Annotated in this window: 14 protein-coding genes; 9 read left to right on the forward strand and 5 right to left on the reverse strand. The window is 70.8% G+C overall.

Features of this window, described 5'->3' with window-relative positions:
* The first annotated feature begins 88 nt into the window (after nucleotides 1–88).
* The 3 genes from FHS38_RS24935 to FHS38_RS24945 are packed head-to-tail and all read left to right on the forward strand — an operon-like array spanning nucleotide 89 to nucleotide 2802.
* Nucleotides 89–718 carry a winged helix-turn-helix domain-containing protein gene (locus tag FHS38_RS24935; RefSeq protein WP_184737040.1) on the forward strand — a complete coding sequence of 210 codons (630 nt, stop codon included), beginning with the start codon at nucleotides 89–91 and terminating at the stop codon, nucleotides 716–718.
* On the forward strand, nucleotides 715–2115 hold the full coding sequence (locus FHS38_RS24940; protein WP_184737042.1) for an MFS transporter: 1401 nt from the start codon (nucleotides 715–717) through the stop codon (nucleotides 2113–2115). Before FHS38_RS24935 ends, FHS38_RS24940 begins: the two co-directional genes overlap by 4 nt.
* Nucleotides 2116–2169: 54 nt before the next feature.
* Nucleotides 2170–2802: a GNAT family N-acetyltransferase gene (locus tag FHS38_RS24945; RefSeq protein WP_184737044.1), complete on the forward strand. Its 633-nt coding sequence runs from the start codon at nucleotides 2170–2172 to the stop codon at nucleotides 2800–2802.
* Nucleotides 2803–2833: 31 nt separating this feature from the next.
* Here FHS38_RS24945 and FHS38_RS24950 read toward each other — a convergent pair whose 3' ends face one another.
* Nucleotides 2834–3736, reverse strand: coding sequence for a LysR family transcriptional regulator (locus FHS38_RS24950; RefSeq protein WP_184737046.1), 903 nt, complete (start codon nucleotides 3734–3736; stop codon nucleotides 2834–2836).
* A 103-nt stretch (nucleotides 3737–3839) separates the two neighbouring features.
* Here FHS38_RS24950 and FHS38_RS24955 point away from each other — a divergent pair, with 103 nt between their 5' ends.
* Together FHS38_RS24955 and FHS38_RS24960 are read left to right on the forward strand one after the other, a co-directional pair.
* Nucleotides 3840–4772, forward strand: a complete 933-nt coding sequence (locus FHS38_RS24955; protein WP_184737048.1) for an NAD-dependent epimerase/dehydratase family protein — start codon at nucleotides 3840–3842, stop codon at nucleotides 4770–4772.
* Nucleotides 4773–4857: 85 nt separating this feature from the next.
* Nucleotides 4858–5778, forward strand: a complete 921-nt coding sequence (locus FHS38_RS24960) for an aldo/keto reductase (protein WP_184737049.1) — start codon at nucleotides 4858–4860, stop codon at nucleotides 5776–5778.
* Between the two features lie 37 nt (nucleotides 5779–5815).
* Here the strand turns inward: FHS38_RS24960 and FHS38_RS24965 are convergent, their stop codons facing one another.
* Entirely contained in the window at nucleotides 5816–6340 is a 525-nt protein-coding gene (locus tag FHS38_RS24965; protein ID WP_184737051.1) for a VOC family protein, read from the reverse strand.
* Between the two features lie 51 nt (nucleotides 6341–6391).
* Nucleotides 6392–7300: a hypothetical protein gene (locus FHS38_RS24970; RefSeq protein WP_184737053.1), complete on the reverse strand. Its 909-nt coding sequence runs from the start codon at nucleotides 7298–7300 to the stop codon at nucleotides 6392–6394.
* A gap of 361 nt (nucleotides 7301–7661) precedes the next feature.
* Here FHS38_RS24970 and FHS38_RS24975 point away from each other — a divergent pair, with 361 nt between their 5' ends.
* Together FHS38_RS24975 and FHS38_RS24980 are read left to right on the forward strand one after the other, a co-directional pair.
* A complete protein-coding gene (locus tag FHS38_RS24975; protein WP_221495328.1) occupies nucleotides 7662–8465 on the forward strand; it encodes a GNAT family N-acetyltransferase in 804 nt (267 codons plus the stop codon).
* Between the two features lie 215 nt (nucleotides 8466–8680).
* Complete coding sequence (locus tag FHS38_RS24980) at nucleotides 8681–9052, forward strand: LppU/SCO3897 family protein (protein ID WP_184737055.1); 372 nt, start codon at nucleotides 8681–8683, stop codon at nucleotides 9050–9052.
* 127 nt (nucleotides 9053–9179) lie between these two features.
* Here FHS38_RS24980 and FHS38_RS24985 read toward each other — a convergent pair whose 3' ends face one another.
* Both FHS38_RS24985 and FHS38_RS24990 read right to left on the reverse strand, forming a co-directional pair.
* Nucleotides 9180–10037: an ABC transporter permease gene (locus tag FHS38_RS24985; protein WP_184737057.1), complete on the reverse strand. Its 858-nt coding sequence runs from the start codon at nucleotides 10035–10037 to the stop codon at nucleotides 9180–9182.
* On the reverse strand, nucleotides 10034–10954 hold the full coding sequence (locus tag FHS38_RS24990; RefSeq protein ID WP_184737059.1) for an ABC transporter ATP-binding protein: 921 nt from the start codon (nucleotides 10952–10954) through the stop codon (nucleotides 10034–10036). Before FHS38_RS24990 ends, FHS38_RS24985 begins: the two co-directional genes overlap by 4 nt.
* Before the next feature lie 208 nt (nucleotides 10955–11162).
* Here FHS38_RS24990 and FHS38_RS24995 point away from each other — a divergent pair, with 208 nt between their 5' ends.
* Together FHS38_RS24995 and FHS38_RS25000 are read left to right on the forward strand one after the other, a co-directional pair.
* Complete coding sequence (locus FHS38_RS24995; RefSeq protein ID WP_184737061.1) at nucleotides 11163–12347, forward strand: sensor histidine kinase; 1185 nt, start codon at nucleotides 11163–11165, stop codon at nucleotides 12345–12347.
* Nucleotides 12344–13015: a response regulator gene (locus FHS38_RS25000; RefSeq protein WP_184737063.1), complete on the forward strand. Its 672-nt coding sequence runs from the start codon at nucleotides 12344–12346 to the stop codon at nucleotides 13013–13015. The genes FHS38_RS24995 and FHS38_RS25000 overlap by 4 nt, the downstream gene beginning before the upstream one ends.
* Nucleotides 13016–13058 lie beyond the last annotated feature (43 nt).

The following is a 13058-nucleotide window of genomic DNA, read 5'->3' on the forward strand; positions in this document are numbered from 1 at the left end:
GCAGCTCGAGGCATGTCGACCGAGATCGCGAAGAGTTCTTCGCGAAGGAATGTTTGCGAAGAACTCTTCGCGGTCTAGGGTGGTCCGCATGGCAGAACGAGAGCGGCCGGACGGCCCGCACCCCGAGACGCATGTGGTCCTGGACGCCAAGGGCCTGCGCGCCATGGCCCACCCGGTACGGGTGCAGTTGGTCGGACTGCTGCGGACGCACGGTCCGTCGACGGCCACCCGCCTCGCCGAACGGCTGGGCCTGGGCTCGGGAGTGACCAGCTACCACCTGCGACAGCTCGGTACCGCCGGATTCGTCGAGGAGGACACCGACCGCGGCAACGCACGGGAACGCTGGTGGCGGGCGGTGCACCAGGGCACCTGGCTGACCGACAAGGGCCTCGCCGACCGCGAACCCGAGGCCACGATGGCCTACATGCGCTCGGTGGCCGACTCCCACGCACAACGCGCCCGGCTGGCCCTGGACGCAGTGGAGACCATGCCGCGCCCCTGGCGGGACAACCTCGACCTGAGCGACTGGTCCCTGCGGCTCACCCCCGAGGAGGCCGCGAGTCTGGGGGAGGAGCTACGAGCCGTCGTCAACCGCTACCGCCGGGACAGGCCCGACGGGGGATCCGGTGCGCCGGTAGGCGCCGAACGCGTCGTGCTGATCACGCACCTCCTGCCGGAGCCGGACGCCGTCGCCGAACCGGAGGGGGAGACGCCGTGACGAAGGCAGCCCCGCCGGCGGGCGGCATAGCCGGTCGGCGCAGCCTCCGGCCGTTGGCCGCGGTGCTCGCCGCCACAGCCGTATCGCTCACCGGCACCCGGGTATCGGCCATCGCCCTGCCGTGGTTCGTGCTCGTCACCACCGGCAGCGCCACCCAGACCGGCCTCGTCGCCTTCTGCGAAATGACCCCGTACGTGGTCGTCAAGGCGCTCACCGGGCCGCTCGTCGACCGCGTCGGCCCCCGCGCCGTCTCCTGGACCACCGACTCCCTCAGCGCGATCGCCGCAGGCCTCGTCCCCCTGCTGTACGCCCTGGACCTGCTCCCCTTCTGGCTGCTGCTGGCCCTGGTCGCGGTCATCGGGGCGGTACGCGGCCCCGGCGACCTGGCCAAGGAGATCATGGTCCCGGAGGCGGCCGAACGCAGCGCGGTCCCCCTGGAGCGGGCCACCGGGATCTCCGGCGTGACCGAGCGGCTCGCCTCCACCGTCGGCCCGGCGGCGGGCGGCGCGCTGGTGGCTCTGCTCGGCCCACAAGCGGGCCTCGTCGTCAACGCCGCCTGCTTCGCCCTGGGTTCGGTGATCATCGGGCTGGCCCTGCCCCGCGGCATGGGACACGCCACCGAAGTCCCCGCCACGCCGGAAGGCGGGCAGGAGCCGGGCTACTGGCGGCGGTTCGGCGAGGGCTTCACGTTCCTGCGCGGTGAACCCCTGCTGCTCACCATCATCGTCACGGTCGGCATCACCAACCTGCTCGACGCGGCCTTCATGACCGTGCTCGTACCGGTCTGGGCCAGGGAGTCCGGCGGCGGCCCCGCCGCGATCGGACTGATCAGCAGTGTCGCCGGCGTCACCGCGGTCCTCGGCAGCCTCGTCGCGGCCGCCGTGGCCCATCGGCTCCGCCGCAGACTGGTGTTCTTCGCCGGCTTCCTGATCGTCGGCGCACCACGGTTCCTGGTCCTCGCCTCCGGCGCGCCGATGTGGGCGGTGCTGACGGTCTTCGCCGTCGGCGGCTTCGGCGGCGGATTCCTCAACCCCATCCTCGGAGCGATCTCCTTCGAACGCGTACCGCGCCAACTGCTGGGCCGGGTCCGGGCGCTGGGCGACTCGCTGGCCTGGGCGGGCATCCCCCTCGGCGGCCTGCTCGCCGGGGCGGCGGTGGCCTCGTTCGGCCTCGTACCCGTGCTCGTGGCGGGCGGCGCGGCGTACTTCCTCACCACCAACCTGGCCGGGCTGCGCCCCGAATGGCGGGAGATGGACCGGCTCCGCGGCCTCGGCCGCGCACCGGACGGGGCGGCCGGCGCGGCCGGCCCATCGTCATCGCCCCATGCCGCCGGGCCGGTTCGACCGGATCCAGGAGTGGGGGAGCGCGAAAAGGAGATGCCGCACCCGGGGCCCTGACGTAATGTGCGCTCCTGGACTGTGACTCTTACCTCGTTACCTCGGGAGGGCTTGATGATTCCGGAACTGGTCAGGACCTGGGTCGCCGGCTGGGCCGTGTCACGCGACACGCCCCCACCGGCCGAACGGCCGTGGGGGCTCTACCTCGAGGTGGGCCACCCCGACCAAGTGGGACGCCACGTACTGCCCGATGCGGATGGGTTCTCGGTACGCGAGGCCGCGGCCTCGGTGACCGTGCCGCACACCTGGCTCAAAGTGCCCATGGAGCCCGAGGACGTCGGGCACTGGCTGCCCGAGGGCTGGGTGGTGGACAGGGACGAGGCGGGATATCTGATGGCCGTGGACCTGCAGTCCACGGACCCGGTGGCCCCCGAGGGCTACTCCGCGTCCGTGGAGACCCGCGACAGCGTCGTCCACGTCGGGGTGTACGACGCCGCGGGCGCGTCCGTGGCCAAGGGGCAGATGGCCGTTCTCGGCCGGGCGGCGGTCGTCGACCGGGTCGGGACCGACGACGCTCACCGCCGCCGCGGCCTGGGCGCCTTCGTGATGCGCACCCTCGCCGACCACGCCGTCGCGCAGGGCGCGGTCCTCGGTGTGCTGGGCGCGACCCCCGAGGGGCGGTCGCTGTACGAGATGCTGGGCTGGAAGGTGCACGCCCCGCTGGCGGCCTGCATCTACAAGCCTTAGAAAGGCACAGCCCCGTACGGGTCCGGCGGAGCTACGGCACCGACCGGACCAGCGCGGTCAGCAACGCCTCGACGTGCGGCCGGGGCCGGCTGCGATGCCGGGCGGCGGTGGCCACGCCGATGTAGCGCGCGGGTCGCGGCGGGTCGATGGGGATGACGGCGACACCGGTGACCGACGGGTCCAGGGCGATCCGCGGGATGAGGGAGACGCCGACACCGGCGGCCACCAGGGTCTGTGCGAAGAAGAAGTCGGTCGTGGCGGCCGAGACGCGCAACTCGGATCCGGCGAGTTCGGCATAGCGGTGCATGAAGGCCTGCGCTCTCATGCACCCCATCACCCAGCGCTCCTGCACGAGTTCGGCCAGGTCCAGGCTCGCCCGGTCGGCGAGACGGTGCCCCGCCGGCAGCACGGCCGACATCGGGTCGTCCATCAGGGGCACCCAGTCCAGCCCGGACCGGTCACCGGGCCGGACCGGCAGCGGTCCGTCGAAGTGATAGGCGAGCGCGATGTCGGCCCGCCCCTCGCGCACCAGCGGCAGGCTGTGCTCCGGCTCCTTCTGCAGCACGGTCAGCTCCACCTCGGGGTGCTCGGCGACGAACCGGGTCAGCACCGGCGGCAGCAGCCGGTGGCCTCCGCTGGTGAACGTGGCCACGGTCAGCTTCGTACGTCCCGTCGCCAGCCGGTCGATCTGCTCGCGGGCGTGTGACAACTCGGCCGAGATCACCTCGGCGGCCTCGACGAGGAGCCGCCCCGGCTCGGTCAGGGAAACACCCCGTGTACTGCGCTCTACGACTTGGGCGCCGAGTGTCCGTTCCAGCGCGGCGATCTGCTGGGAGACGGCGGACGGCGTGAGCAGCAGGGTGGCCGCGGCCTTGTTGAAACTGCCGCTCCGGGCGACCTCGCGGAGCGTACGGAGCCGCTGGACATCGATCATCAGTCGTCCTTCATACGGGTTAAGCAAGTCACCACTTCTGCTGATGATCGCATTCCGGCAGGCTCGTGCACACAGCGAGGCGAGCACTCCGGGAAGAGGACACATGAAGCGCGTGGGCGTCATCGGCGGCAGCCGCTACTTCGGCAGGCACGTGGTACTGCGGCTCCGTGACGCGGGGGTCCGGGTGACGGTCGTCAACCGTGGCTCGTCGCCCCCGCCACCCGGCGTCGACCACGTGATCGCCGACCGCGACGACGAGGCCGCTCTCGGCGCGGCGCTGGGGAACCGCACCTTCGACGCGGTCATCGACCAGGTCTGCAACACACCCCGGCAGGCAGCCGTCGCCCGGCGCGTCTTCCACGACCGCACCCCGCGCTACGTCATGACCTCGACCATCGAGGTCTACGACCCGGCCTCCTCCGGCCTCGTCCACCCGACACCGCCGGGCGGTGGATTCCCCGAGGAGACGATCGACACCACCCACCGGCTCGTCCACCCCGAACTGCCGTGGCACGAGGAGGCGTTCCGGAACCGGCACTACGGCGAGGGCAAGCGCCAGGCGGAAGCGGAGTTCGCGCGGGACCCGGCGTTCCCCTTCGTCGCCGTCCGGTCCGCACACGTCCTGGGCGGGGGCGACGCCGACTTCACCGGCCGGTTGCGCCACTACGTCGAGCGCGTCCGTACGGGCCGGCCCGTCGACATCCACCGCGTGAACCACCCGTCCTCGTTCATCGGCGAGCACGAGATCGCGGACTTCCTGATCTGGGCGGCGGGCGCGGACTTCCTCGGCCCCGTCAACGCCCGCTCGCATGGTGAACTCGACGTGACCGACCTCTGCACGCACATCGCCGACCAGGGCACCCGCCCACCGGCCTACCGCACGGTCGAGCCGGGGTCCGAGGCGTCGCCGTTCGCCTTCGACCGCTACTACGGCATGGACAACTCCCGCGCCGAAAGGCTCGGTTTCCGCTTCTCGGACACAGCCGACTGGCTGCCGGGCGCCATCGGCGAGCAGATCGCCGCGCTGAAGCGCTGAAGCGGCTGCCCCGCTGTCGCGCTGAAGCGGCTGCCCCGCACCCCAACCCCACACCCCACCACCTCAGTACAGAGAGGTTCCCGCCATGCGCGCACGCCGCCTAGGTGATGTCCACGTCAGCGCGATCGGCCTCGGCGCCATGCCGCTGTCCGTCGAAGGCAGGCCCGACGAGGACGCGGCCGTCGCCACGATCCACGCGGCCCTCGACGCCGGAGTCACCCTCATCGACACCGCCGACTCCTACCACTGGCACGCGGACGAAACCGGCCACAACGAGTCGCTCGTCGCCCGCGCCCTGACCCGCTACGGCGGCGACACCGCATCGGTCCTGGTCGCCACCAAGGGCGGGCGCGGCAGACCCGGCGACGGTTCGTGGACCGTGACGGGCACGCCCGAACACCTCAAGAACGCCTGCGACGCCTCACGCCGACGCCTCGGCGTCGACACACTCGGCCTCTATCAGCTCCACAAGCCCGACCCGCAGGTTCCGTGGGCCGAGTCGGTCGGTGCCCTCGCCGAACTCCTCGACGCGGGCAAGATCCGCGCGGCCGGCATCTCCAACGTCGACGCCGACCAGATCCGCGAGGCCCACGCCGTACTCGGCGGCCGCCTGGCATCCGTACAGAACCGCTTCTCCCCGGAGGTCCGCGACAGCGCCCCCGAGCTACGGCTGTGCGAGGAACTCGGGGTGGCGTTCCTGCCGTGGAGCCCGCTCGGAGGCATCTCCAGAAGCGTCCTGGAGGGCCCCGCGGCGGACGATCGACGTAGGGCGCACGGGGTGTACGAGCCGTTCCACGAGATCGCGCGTGATCACGGTGTGAGCCCGCAACGGGTCTGTCTCGCCTGGCTGTTGGCCCTGTCCCCGGCCGTCATCCCCATCCCGGGGGCGCGCCGTACGGCGTCGATCCGCGACTCCGCGGCCGCTGCCGACCTCGTCCTCAGCGCCGAGGAGATCGCCCGGCTGACGTCGGCGACGCCGTTCGACGAACGTCGGGTCACTCGCTGACATCACCCCACCCACGCGGTGATGTCGGTAACTGATCTCAGTGGGGCGGGCGCTGTGGGGTGCTGGCCACTCCCGTCTCCCGGCCGCTGAGCGCGGCGTCCAGAGTCTCCTGGGCCGTGCGCATCGCCTCGGCGTACTTCGGCTCGGACATCCGTTGCCAGGCAAGGTCCGGTGCGACGTGCTCGACGTGGCTCATCACCCACCAAATGTTGCCGAACGGGTCCCGCACCCTGCCGCCGCGATCCCCCCAGGCACTGTCGGCGACCTCGGTGATCACCTGCGCCCCGTGCGCAACAGCAGCGGTCATGGCGGCGTCCGCGTCCGCGACGTAGACCCGCAACAGCGAGGGCATCACCGGCCAGTCGGGCCGCCGGTCGAAGGCCAGCACGACCGTGTCACCGACCCGGATCTCACCATGGCCGATGGTGCCGTCCTCGACCGGCACCCGCGCAATCTCCTCGCCACCGAACGCGGCGGTGATGAAGTCGAGCAGCGCGCCGGTGTCGTCGGTGACCACCCACGGTGCGACGCTGGTGTAACCCTCGGGTGCAGTGTGACTCATCGGTCTCGTCCCTCCGGTGATTCTTCGCGGTGGGACAACACTAGGGCGCGACTAGGACAGGCGTGGTCCTAGATGAAGACACGCAACGGCGCTCTGCTGTCGCGGACCTGCCGAGCCGGCTTCCGTGCCCCATCCTGGCTCCTTGTGGTGCGCCAGTCGCACGCATTCCTCGCCCAAGGCGGAGGCGAAGCCCGGGGGCAGGGCCTGCGCCGTCCACGGCTCGAAGGAGCTCGTCACGGTGCCCGAGGCCACTGACTCGACCAGGTGCCCGTACTCGTCCGGATGCTCGCCCGGCAGGCCGAGAGCGACAGCCGCCCAGGGCAGCAGACTCTCCAAGTTCAGGTACTGCCACCACTCGGCGTCGTCCCAGCCGCGCCGCCGGTTGACCTCCACCTCCTGATGCCAGGCACCGAGACACAGCCGGGTCACCGTCTCACGCACACGATCCACCGGCGCCATACCTTGCTGCCTGACCCCTGCTGTCGAGGTGTGGACGTCACGGATGTCGTTGACCGTCCAGAGACACTCGTTGGAGACGACGTGGAAGAGCGCATCACGTAGTGAGGGCCGGACCGGCATTTCGACACCGAACCGGTCGGGACGGGGAAGAGCAGGCCGGTGAAAACCCTCGGCACCGGCACTCCGGGCAGGCGTGCCCCAGAGCCCGTGCGGGCCGCCGAAGGGCCGGCCGGGGTGGTTCTCGTGCCCATGACGGCTGAGTACCGGGCCCAGCAGGGCGTCACGCCAGGCGAGCGCGCACGCTCGCTCAATGGCCCTGAGCACCATGAGCTGGTCGTCCGGGACCAGCGAGTCGAGTTGCTCGTCGGTGGTGTCCCCGTGCCAGGTCAGCCATGCGTGGAAGACGGCGTCCCGGTACTCACGGTGCAGCTCGTCAGCGGGCCGAAGGGCATGAGGCAGCAGAGCCTGGTACGTCTCGTCCCACCGCGCCCGTATCCCCATGGGCTTCATCCTGACACGGGGACACGGCGCCCCTGACTCGTCCTGGTCGCCCAGGCCACCCGCCGATCGTCATCGCAGCCCCGCCGATGTGGGCGCGCCCGCCGGTGGCAGTCGAAAGTAGGCCCGCAGGTCCTGGCCAGTGGTGAAGGAGCAGAACGGCTCGCGCGAGTACGACGGCGTCATGCGGGCTCGGGCGAGATCGCAGAAGGCGAATGGCTCAGCAATCTCGGTTGAGATCGGCCCAGTTATCAGAGACATTACGTCGTTGGGTTGGAGGCGTGACGACCCGAGTCGACTTCTCCTTGGGCCCCGCCTGCCCCTTCGCCTGGATCACCGCACAGTGACTGAACAGGAGCCATCCGTGGCCAACACTCGGCAGACCACCCCCGACGCTCGTGTCGAGGATCGAAGCAGGCAGGACCATCCGGATCACCCCGTGGCCTTCGACGACGCGGCGATACTCCAGGCCCGCAACTCCGCCGCGTTCTGGGCCGCAACCGGAAACTCCCGCGGCCACGAGGTGATCCGCCGACGCAGCTTCCTCGCCGTGCTCGGCGGCAAGCGCGCCGGGACACGCATCTTGCTGCAGGAACCCGACCTCGACGCGCACGAGCTCGCCGAGCTGACCGAGCTGGCCGGCCGATCGACCGGACCGGTGGATGTTGAGGATCCGTTCAGTTCCACCGACCTGAGTCACCTGGGCATGCGCAACTGGCAGATGCCGATCATGGTGCGCCCGCCTGGCCCTGTACCCGCCCCCGCGATGGAGGTGAGCCGAGTCCAGCAGACGCACGAGCTGCAGACTGCGGAGCAGATCGTGATCGAGGGCTTCGAGCTGACCAGATTCACCCCCTACCGTCCCGGCGAGATGTTCCCCACGACACTGACCGAGCAGCCAGGCGTGGACGTCTTTCTCGCCGTCCTCGACGGCGAGACGGTCGGAGCCGGTGTCACCGTCGTCCACGACGGGGCCGGCAGCCACTACTGGGTCGGCACGCCGTCGGCGCACCGCTCCCGCGGCGCCGGGCGGGCCGTCATGCTCGGCTCGCTCGCGCCCATGGCGAACCTTCCGGTGACACTCACCGCCTCACGGCTCGGACGGCCGCTGTACGAGTCGCTGGGCTTCACCGCCGTCACCTCGTCGACGTGGTGGTCCTCACAATGACCACCACCGAGGCGTGACTTGGCGCCCCGGCCGGCCCGGACACCACTTGCAAGGACGGCCCGTGGCCCCCGTCCCAGCGGGCGGGGCGCCGACCGGGTGCCGGGGCGGAGTCCGGTCCACCCGCAGGGTGAGAACCTGCTGCTGAAGCCGACGCGTCACAGAGTTCGATTAAGGTACAACGCCCAACACTACGTACATGACTTCGGGGAATCCTCTTGACCACCCTGCCGCCCCTGGGCGACTCGCTCCAGCCCGACCACCGTCTCCGCCGAATCTGGATGTTCGTGGGGGTTGCCGTCGTGGTCTGCGTCGCAGCGTTCCTCATCAATGGCCAGTTCACCACGGAGGATGACCACACCAAGGTGGCAGCGGGCGACTGCTTCGAGAACACCGGGAGCGACAAGGAACCGAGGATCAAGAAGCGGGACTGCGGCGATCCGCAGGCCGAGTACAAGGCGTTGAAGAAGTTGGACGGCGCCGTCACCGGCCTGGCGTGCTCGGACGTCGAGGGCGCCACCGGAGCACTCACGCAGATCAGCTACGACAAGAAGTCCTTCGTCGTGTGCTACACATCCAACCGCCGTTGACGGCGGTCCCCGGAACAGTGACGGTCTGCTCGTCCGGAGCGGTGAAGATGTCTTCGGCCAGGCGCTGATCGCAGGCTTTTCCCGGCCGGGGTGGGGTCAGGGCTCCCCTGGGCGCGTCCGGCACCGTTCACACGTCGCGGTGCCGCACGACGACCACTGCGAGTGCGACTGCGATCAGCGGCCAGAGTGCGTACACGGCCCAGGAGCCGGAGACCGTGGCGTCGCGGATGAGACTACTGCCGGGGATCTCCTCCCAGCTCTGGACCAGGCGCTTCCAGGCGCTGACCACCATCATGTGGTTGATGTCCGCGGACCACTGCCGGGACTGCGAGAAGAGCGTCGGCAGCATCAGCAGGGTGAAGAGAGTGGCGACCATGCTGGCCGCGGTGTGCCGGATCAGCGCACCGAGGCCCAGGCCGACCAGTGCGCAGACCGGGGCCACCAGCGTGGATGCCACCATGGCCCGGGCCACGCCGGGGTGGGTGATGGAGACCCCGGCGTGCCGTTCGCTCAGGATGGCCTGGGAGACCAGGAACGCACCGGTGGAAATGATCGCACCGACGACCGTCCAGACCGCTGCGACGACGACCGCCTTGGCCAGCACGACCGAGTGGCGGGCGGGAACGGCCACGGAGGTGGTGCGGATCAGCCCGCTGCTGTACTCGCTGACGACCGTGACCGCCCCGATGCTGCCGGCGACGAGCATCAGCGTCATGTAACCGGCCGCCGGACAGGCGTCGAAGCACAGGAACTCGCGGACCCGCGGTGCGTCCGAGCCGGACTTCGCGAGGTTGTCGAGGTCCGCCAGTGACGCCACTGCCGACGACCCGACGACGAACAGTGCGATGAAGACGAGCGTCCAGCGGGTGGAGCGCAGCGAACGCATCTTGATCCACTCGGAGGCGAGCAGGTCACGGAAGCGGGCCGGCGGCTCGGCGACGGGCGCGGCCGAGGCGGCCTGAGGGACGGAGGTGAGTGTGGTCATCGGGGCTGTCCTGCCAGGTATTCGACGCTGTCGGCGGTGAGTTCCATGAACGCCTCCTCCAGTGAGGCGGTCCGGGTGGTGAGCTCGTTCAGCAGGATCCGGTTCTCGAAGGCGAGTGCTGCGATCCGGTCCGCCGGCAGCCCGGTCACGGCGAGCTTCTCGGCGCCCGCCGAGCCTTCCGGCTCGACCGCCGCGCCTGCGGCGGTCAGCACCGCTGCCAGCTCGGCGGCCTGCTGTGTTCCCACCACGACGCTGAGGCGGGTGCCGCGGGCCGCGAAGTCCTGTACCGACTCGGCGGCGATGAGCCGGCCCCGGCCGATGACGACGAGTCGGTCGGCGGTGTTCTCCATCTCCGACATCAGGTGGCTGGAGAGGAAGACCGTGCGCCCCTCGGCGGCCAGGCGCCGGAAGAGGCGGCGCATCCAGAGCACGCCTTCCGGGTCCATGCCGTTGACCGGCTCGTCGAACATCAGCACGGGCGGGTCGCCGAGGAGAGCGGTGGCGATCCCGAGCCGCTGTTTCATGCCGAGCGAGAACCCGCCGATGCGGCGGGTCGCCGCATCGGCCAGCCCCACCTCCTGAAGCACCTCGTCCACCCGGCGCAGCGGGATGCCGTTGCTTCGGGCCAGGGCGGACAGGTGGGCCACGGCGCTGCGTCCGCCGTGGACCTGGTTGGCGTCGAGGAGGGCGCCGACGTGCCGCAGTCCGCGCGGATGACTGCGGAAAGGGACGCCGCTGACGGTGGCGCCGCCGCCGGTGGGTGCGTCCAGGCCGAGGATCATCCGCAGGGTGGTGGTCTTGCCGGCTCCGTTGGGGCCGAGGAATCCGGTGACCTGGCCCGGCCGCACGGTGAAGGACAGATGGTCGACGGCGGTCTTGCTGCCGTAGCGCTTGGTGAGTTCGTTGACTTCGATCACAGGGACAACCCTGCCGAGAGGGTCCCCGTCCGGGCATGGGGCCGTGGGTGGCAATCGCGCGGCCGGGTCAGCCCGTGGGCGTACGTCCCCGGGCTGATGGCGTGCGGGCAGCGGCTGGTTAGTCTCGCGGCATGGACGCCACACCGACCACCTCCTCGCCTACGCGTGTTTCGCATCGCACCCTCCCTCTCGGAAGGGCACGCCGCCGATGACGAGGACCAAGGTCATGGCCTGGGCGGGGGGTGCCGTGTACCTCCTCATGGTGGGTCTGCTGGTGGGGGGCGCGCCGCGGGCTTCGGGCACGGTCCACGGTGTCGGTTCACTGCTGGCCGCGAGCCTGCTCGTCGGCATGGTGCGACGGACGCCGCTGCCGGCTCTGGCCATGGCGCTCCTCGGATCCACTGCTGCGGTGGTAGGCCCTCCAAGCTCCGCTCATGAGAATCTGGCGGCGTCGTACCAGGGCGAGTTCCTGTCGTATCTGGCGGTGGACCTCGTCCTGGGTTTCATCGTCGCCACCTGCGCCCGGCGCGCTTCGCTCGTGGCCGTGGCCGTGTCCGTCACCGTGCAGCTCCTGGTGATCGGCGGCTTCGCCCACGGGGACAACCTGACCGTCAACGTCGTGATCGGTCTCCTGGCGACGGCCGCATCCTGCACGGTCGGTCTGCTGAGCCGCGAGCGCCGCGAGCACGCGGTGGCACTGCGTTCGCAGGAGGTGGCCGAGGCCGTGACCGCCGAACGGCTGCGGATCGCACGGGAGCTGCACGACATGGTCGCGCACAGCATCGGCATCATCGCCATCCAGGCCGGTGTGGGGAGCCGGGTCATCCGGACCCAGCCGGCGGAGGCCCGCGAGGCGCTGCGCGCGATCGAAGCCACCAGCAGAGAGACCCTGTCGGGTCTTCGGCGCACGCTGGTGGCGCTCCGTCAGGCCGACCCGGCCGCGGCGGCCTCGGGGCAGGCACCGCTCGCGCCCTCGCCGGGCCTGGCGGACATCGAACGGCTGGTAGCGGCGACGGCGGACGCGGGGGTACGCGTCGAGGTGCGCCGTAGTGGGGAGCAGCGTCCTTTGCCGGCCGACATCGACCTGTCGGCCTACCGTATCGTGCAGGAGGCGCTGACCAACGTGGTCCGCCACGCGGGTACCGGGCGTTGCCGGGTGACCCTCGGATACGGGGACGAGGAGCTGTCCGTGGAGGTCGTCGACGACGGGCGCGGCGCGCGCGGCGCCACCGAGAACGGCTCGGCCCACGGCTTCGGCATCATCGGGATGCGGGAGCGGGCAGGCCTGCTGCACGGCCACCTCAGCGCCGGGCCGCGTCCCGGGGGCGGCTTCCGGGTGGCGGCGCGGCTGCCACTGCCCGAACCCGTCACAGTTGCGGTGGAGGCCCGATGACCGACCGTCCCGTACGTGTCCTGCTCGCCGACGACCAGCCGCTGGTGCGATCCGGCCTGCGCGTGATCATGGCCGATCACCCCGACCTCGAGGTCGTCGGTGAGGCCGCCACCGGCGCCGAGGCGGTCCAACTGGTCAGGGACGTCAGCCCCGACGTCGTGGTGATGGACATCCGGATGCCCGGCATGGACGGGATCGAGGCCACTCGCCGGATCACCGCCGGTCCGGCAACGGCCCGCGTCCTCGTCCTGACCACCTTCGACGAGGACGACCACGTCTACGGCGCGCTCCGGGCCGGCGCGAGCGGCTTCGCGGTCAAGGACATGGCGCTGGACGACATCCTCGCGGCGATCCGCGTGGTCGCCGCCGGTGACGCACTGATCGCGCCGGGTGTGACGCGCCGTCTGATCGCCGACTTCGTCGGGCACCCCACGGCTGCCCCGAAGCGCGCCCCCCGGCCGGTCGAGGGCATCACCGAGCGGGAACGGGAAGTCCTGACCCTGGTCGGAAGCGGCCGGTCGAACACCGAGATCGCGGAGGACCTCTTCATCTCGGTGGCCACCGCCAAGTCGCACGTGTCACGTCTGCTCACCAAACTGGGTGCCCGGGACCGGGTCCAGCTCGTGATCACCGCCTACGAGACGGGGCTCGTCACCCTGCCTCGCTGAGGGCGCCCCGAGTCCCTGGGTGGGGAAGCCGGGAACGTCGTGT

The sequence above is a fragment of the Streptomyces netropsis genome, from assembly GCF_014203545.1.
In the GTDB taxonomy this organism is placed as follows: Bacteria; Actinomycetota; Actinomycetes; order Streptomycetales; family Streptomycetaceae; genus Streptomyces; species Streptomyces netropsis.

What these genes read in the sequence shown, in the direction of transcription:
- FHS38_RS24970 (WP_184737053.1), bottom strand. Translation starts at nt 7,300, where the DNA reads ATGGGGATACGGGCGCGGTGGGACGAGACGTACCAGGCTCTGCTGCCT.
- FHS38_RS24955 (WP_184737048.1), top strand. Translation starts at nt 3,840, where the DNA reads ATGAAGCGCGTGGGCGTCATCGGCGGCAGCCGCTACTTCGGCAGGCAC.
- FHS38_RS24995 (WP_184737061.1), top strand. Translation starts at nt 11,163, where the DNA reads ATGACGAGGACCAAGGTCATGGCCTGGGCGGGGGGTGCCGTGTACCTC.
- FHS38_RS24960 (WP_184737049.1), top strand. Translation starts at nt 4,858, where the DNA reads ATGCGCGCACGCCGCCTAGGTGATGTCCACGTCAGCGCGATCGGCCTC.
- FHS38_RS24965 (WP_184737051.1), bottom strand. Translation starts at nt 6,340, where the DNA reads ATGAGTCACACTGCACCCGAGGGTTACACCAGCGTCGCACCGTGGGTG.
- FHS38_RS24985 (WP_184737057.1), bottom strand. Translation starts at nt 10,037, where the DNA reads ATGACCACACTCACCTCCGTCCCTCAGGCCGCCTCGGCCGCGCCCGTC.
- FHS38_RS24950 (WP_184737046.1), bottom strand. Translation starts at nt 3,736, where the DNA reads ATGATCGATGTCCAGCGGCTCCGTACGCTCCGCGAGGTCGCCCGGAGC.
- FHS38_RS24945 (WP_184737044.1), top strand. Translation starts at nt 2,170, where the DNA reads ATGATTCCGGAACTGGTCAGGACCTGGGTCGCCGGCTGGGCCGTGTCA.
- FHS38_RS24935 (WP_184737040.1), top strand. Translation starts at nt 89, where the DNA reads ATGGCAGAACGAGAGCGGCCGGACGGCCCGCACCCCGAGACGCATGTG.
- FHS38_RS25000 (WP_184737063.1), top strand. Translation starts at nt 12,344, where the DNA reads ATGACCGACCGTCCCGTACGTGTCCTGCTCGCCGACGACCAGCCGCTG.